The organism is Bradyrhizobium sp. PRIMUS42 (genome assembly GCF_023006515.1).
Taxonomy (GTDB): Bacteria; Pseudomonadota; Alphaproteobacteria; order Rhizobiales; family Xanthobacteraceae; genus Bradyrhizobium.
Window position 1 is genome coordinate 1 of sequence record NZ_JALBGZ010000715.1, and the last position, 3,143, is coordinate 3,143.

The 3,143-nt window shown below is 64.5% G+C and carries 3 protein-coding genes and 1 pseudogene; 1 reads left to right on the top strand and 3 read right to left on the bottom strand.

Going from position 1 to position 3,143, the window contains the following annotated elements; genetic code table 11:
• Window positions 1-260, bottom strand: a 260-nt coding sequence (locus MOV75_RS32385) for a Mur ligase domain-containing protein (RefSeq protein WP_247007350.1), incomplete at its 3' end; no start/stop codon positions are given.
• 85 nt (window positions 261-345) lie between these two features.
• A pseudogene (locus MOV75_RS32390) lies at window positions 346-1,692 on the bottom strand (peptidoglycan D,D-transpeptidase FtsI family protein); the annotation flags it as partial.
• A 199-nt stretch (window positions 1,693-1,891) separates the two neighbouring features.
• Between MOV75_RS32390 and MOV75_RS32395 the strand changes: the two are divergent.
• Window positions 1,892-2,095, top strand: a complete 204-nt coding sequence (locus MOV75_RS32395; RefSeq protein WP_246924662.1) for a DUF1674 domain-containing protein — start codon at window positions 1,892-1,894, stop codon at window positions 2,093-2,095.
• A gap of 37 nt (window positions 2,096-2,132) precedes the next feature.
• Here MOV75_RS32395 and cysC read toward each other — a convergent pair.
• On the bottom strand, window positions 2,133-3,143 hold a 1,011-nt coding region (cysC, locus tag MOV75_RS32400; RefSeq protein WP_247007353.1), incomplete at its 5' end, for an adenylyl-sulfate kinase.

The following is a 3,143-nucleotide window of genomic DNA, read 5'->3' on the forward strand; positions in this document are numbered from 1 at the left end:
GCCAGCGCGCGGCGCGGATTGGCAACCGTGATGAACGGCACCTTGCTGCCGTCAGGCGCATGGTCACCGACGACGGCGACCGCACCTGCGGCAATCGCAGCATCGATGAAGCGTGCGCCGTCGGTCTTGCTGCCCGCAAGTGCGAAGAAGAGATCGCCCGGCTTGACCACGCGGCTGTCGAGCGCAAGGCCGGTCACGTCGAGCGCCGCGACAGCGGGCTCGATCGCGGCATCATTGCCTAGCAGGTCGGAGAGCTTCATGGTCTTCCAGTCGACATGCCCTCCCGCAAAGCCGAATCTCCGGGAAAAGCCCCGACTCAGCAGCGGCGATGGCCTACCCCGTTGATTACTGGGTTGTCCTGGATGCTGCAAGAATAAGGCGTTCCGCAGGCGGCAGATCGAACCGCGGCTCGACGCCCAGAAGCGGCGCGATCCGCTCGATCACCTTGCCGCCGGTCGGCACCGCGTTCCAGCCCGAGGTGATGAAACCCTTCGTTTCGGGAATGGCCTGCGGCTCGTCCAGCATGATCAGGATCTGATATTTGGGATCGTCGCAAGGCATGATCGCCGTGAAGGAATTCAGCACACGCTTCTTGGCATAGCGGCCGTTGATGACCTTTTCGGACGTGCCGGTCTTGCCGCCGACATAGTAGCCCTTGATGTCAGCGGTCTTGGCGGTGCCGATTTCGGCGTTGAGTCGCATCAGGAACCGCATCTTGTCGCTCGTCTCCGGCCTGATGACGCGCTTGGCCATCGCCGCGGCCTCGGACTCGCTGCGCTTCATGAAGGTCGGCGGAATCAAATAACCGCCGTTCACCAGCGCATTGATCCCCATCACCGCCTGGAGTGGCGCCACCGACATGCCCTGGCCGAACGCGATGGTGACCGTGTTCAGCTCGCCCCAACGCCGCGGCACCAGCGGAGCCGCGCTCTCCGGCAGCTCGGTGCGCAGCCGCGTCAGCTGGCCCATCTTGGCGAGGAACGCCTTGTGGGCCTCCACGCCCTGGCTGAGCGCGATCCGCGCCGCGCCGATATTGGACGAGTAGGTGAACACTTCCTTGGTGTTGATGAAACGTCCGAGCGGGTGGCTGTCGTGGATGGTGAACTTGCCGTAGTGCAGGTTTCCGCGCGCGTCCCAAGACGTGTTCAAATTGATCTTTCCGGAATCGAGCGCCATCGCCAGCGTGAACGCCTTGAAGGTCGAGCCCATCTCGTAGACGCCGGTGGTCAGGCGGTTGATACGGTCGGGGTCATGCGCTTCCTTCGGATTGTTGGGGTCGAAATCGGGAAGGGAAACCATCGCCACGAGCTCGCCGGTCTTGACGTTCGAGATGATGCCGGAGGCGGCCTTGGCGTGGAACTTGTCCTTGGCCTTCAAGAGCTCGTCGCGCAGCGCATGCTCGACGCGCAGATCGATCGAAAGCTCGATCGGCTTTTGCAGCCGGTCGGTGGCAAAGCCGGCGCGGTGGAGATCGGCGAGGCCCTGATTGTCGAGCCACTTCTCCATGCCGGCGATGCCCTGGTTGTCGATGTTGACGAGACCGATGAGGTGGGCGACCTCGTTGCCGGTGGGATAGACGCGTTTGTTCTCGCGCAGGAAACCGATGCCGGGAATGCCGAGCTTGTGAATGGCCTGCTGCTGCTTGGCCGTGACCTCGCGCTTGAGCCAGACGAAGCCCTTGCGCGTCCTCAAAGATGGCATGCGGAAGCAAGGTTCTGAGCGAGCGGCAGTTCCGCCGCAATGGGCGCATGCCTTGAGAACCCAATCTCTGGCACGCGAATATGCCAAATGTAAGAATCGCTTCGGGCTTTTTCAGCCCTTCCGGGGCTGATTTCAGGAATGCGTTATTGGACGTCGCGTTGCGGGCCGTCCTGCGCTAGAAAGCCCAGCGATGAGTGACCAGCCTCCCGTTCCCGACCGCAAGCCGCTATCGCCGGCCGCCCAGCGCGCACTGGCCGAAGCCGAGGCGCGCCGGCAGGCTGCCGCCGCCCAGGCCAGGGATGAGATCAAGGCTAAAGAGTTGCAGGGACCGAAGGGCCCGGAGCCCACCCGCTACGGCGATTGGGAGCGCAAGGGCATTGCGTCCGATTTCTGAGGCCTCGCTCGTCTGGCGGATCGTACTCGCCCCTGCGCTACAGATAGTGATTGTCCCTGAGATAGCGAATGATGCGCTCGCAAGCCGCCTCGGTCGACAGCTCCGAGCTGTCGATGGTGATCTCGGGCGCTTGCGGCGCCTCATAGGGCTGGTCGATGCCGGTGAATGCGGGTAATTCGCCGGCCCTCGCCTTGCGATAGAGTCCCTTGGGATCGCGGCGCTCGCACTCGGCGAGCGGGGTCGCGACATGGATCTCGATGAACTCGCCGGCTTCGAGCCGCTGACGCGCCAGCTCGCGCTCGCTGCGGAACGGCGAGATCAGCGCGACCAGCGCGATCATGCCGGCGTCGACGAACAGCGCGGCGATCTCAGCAGTGCGCCGGACGTTCTCCGCCCTGTCCGCGCTGGAGAAGCCGAGGTCGCGGTTGATGCCGTGGCGAAGATTGTCACCGTCGAGCAGTGCGGCATGGCGTCCGAGCTCGGCGAGCCTGCGGTCGACCAGATCGGCGATCGTCGATTTGCCGGCTCCGCTCAGCCCCGTGAACCAGAGCACGCAGGGCCGCTGCTGCTTCAGCCGCGCCCGCACCGATTTGTCGACGGCAAGCCGCTGCCAATGAATGTTGGTGGCGCGGCGGAGCGAAAGGTCGATCATTCCCGCCGCCGCCGTGCGATGGCTGATCGGATCGACGAGAATGAAGCTGCCCATGTCGCGGTTGTCGCGATAGGCCTCGAACACCAGCGGCCGGTCGAGGCTGAGATGGGCGTAACCGATCTGGTTGGCGTCGAGCGTATCGGCGTCTTCATGCGCCATGGTGTCGATCGCGACGCGGTGCTTGAGCGTCGTGATCACCGCGCCGGTCGAGGCCGTGCCGCATTTGAGCAGATAGCGCCGGCCACCGACCATGGCCTCGTCATCGAACCAGACGAGATGGGCCGCCAGTTGATCCGAGACCTGCGGCGCTGGCCCCGCCGTCAGCACGTCGCCGCGGCTGACGTCGATTTCGTCGGTGAATGTGAGCGTGACCGATTCGCCCGCCGCGGCGCGATC

Coding starts and splice junctions, on each gene's coding strand:
- MOV75_RS32395 (WP_246924662.1), top strand. CDS start 1,892: ATGAGTGACCAGCCTCCCGTTCCCGACCGCAAGCCGCTATCGCCGGCC.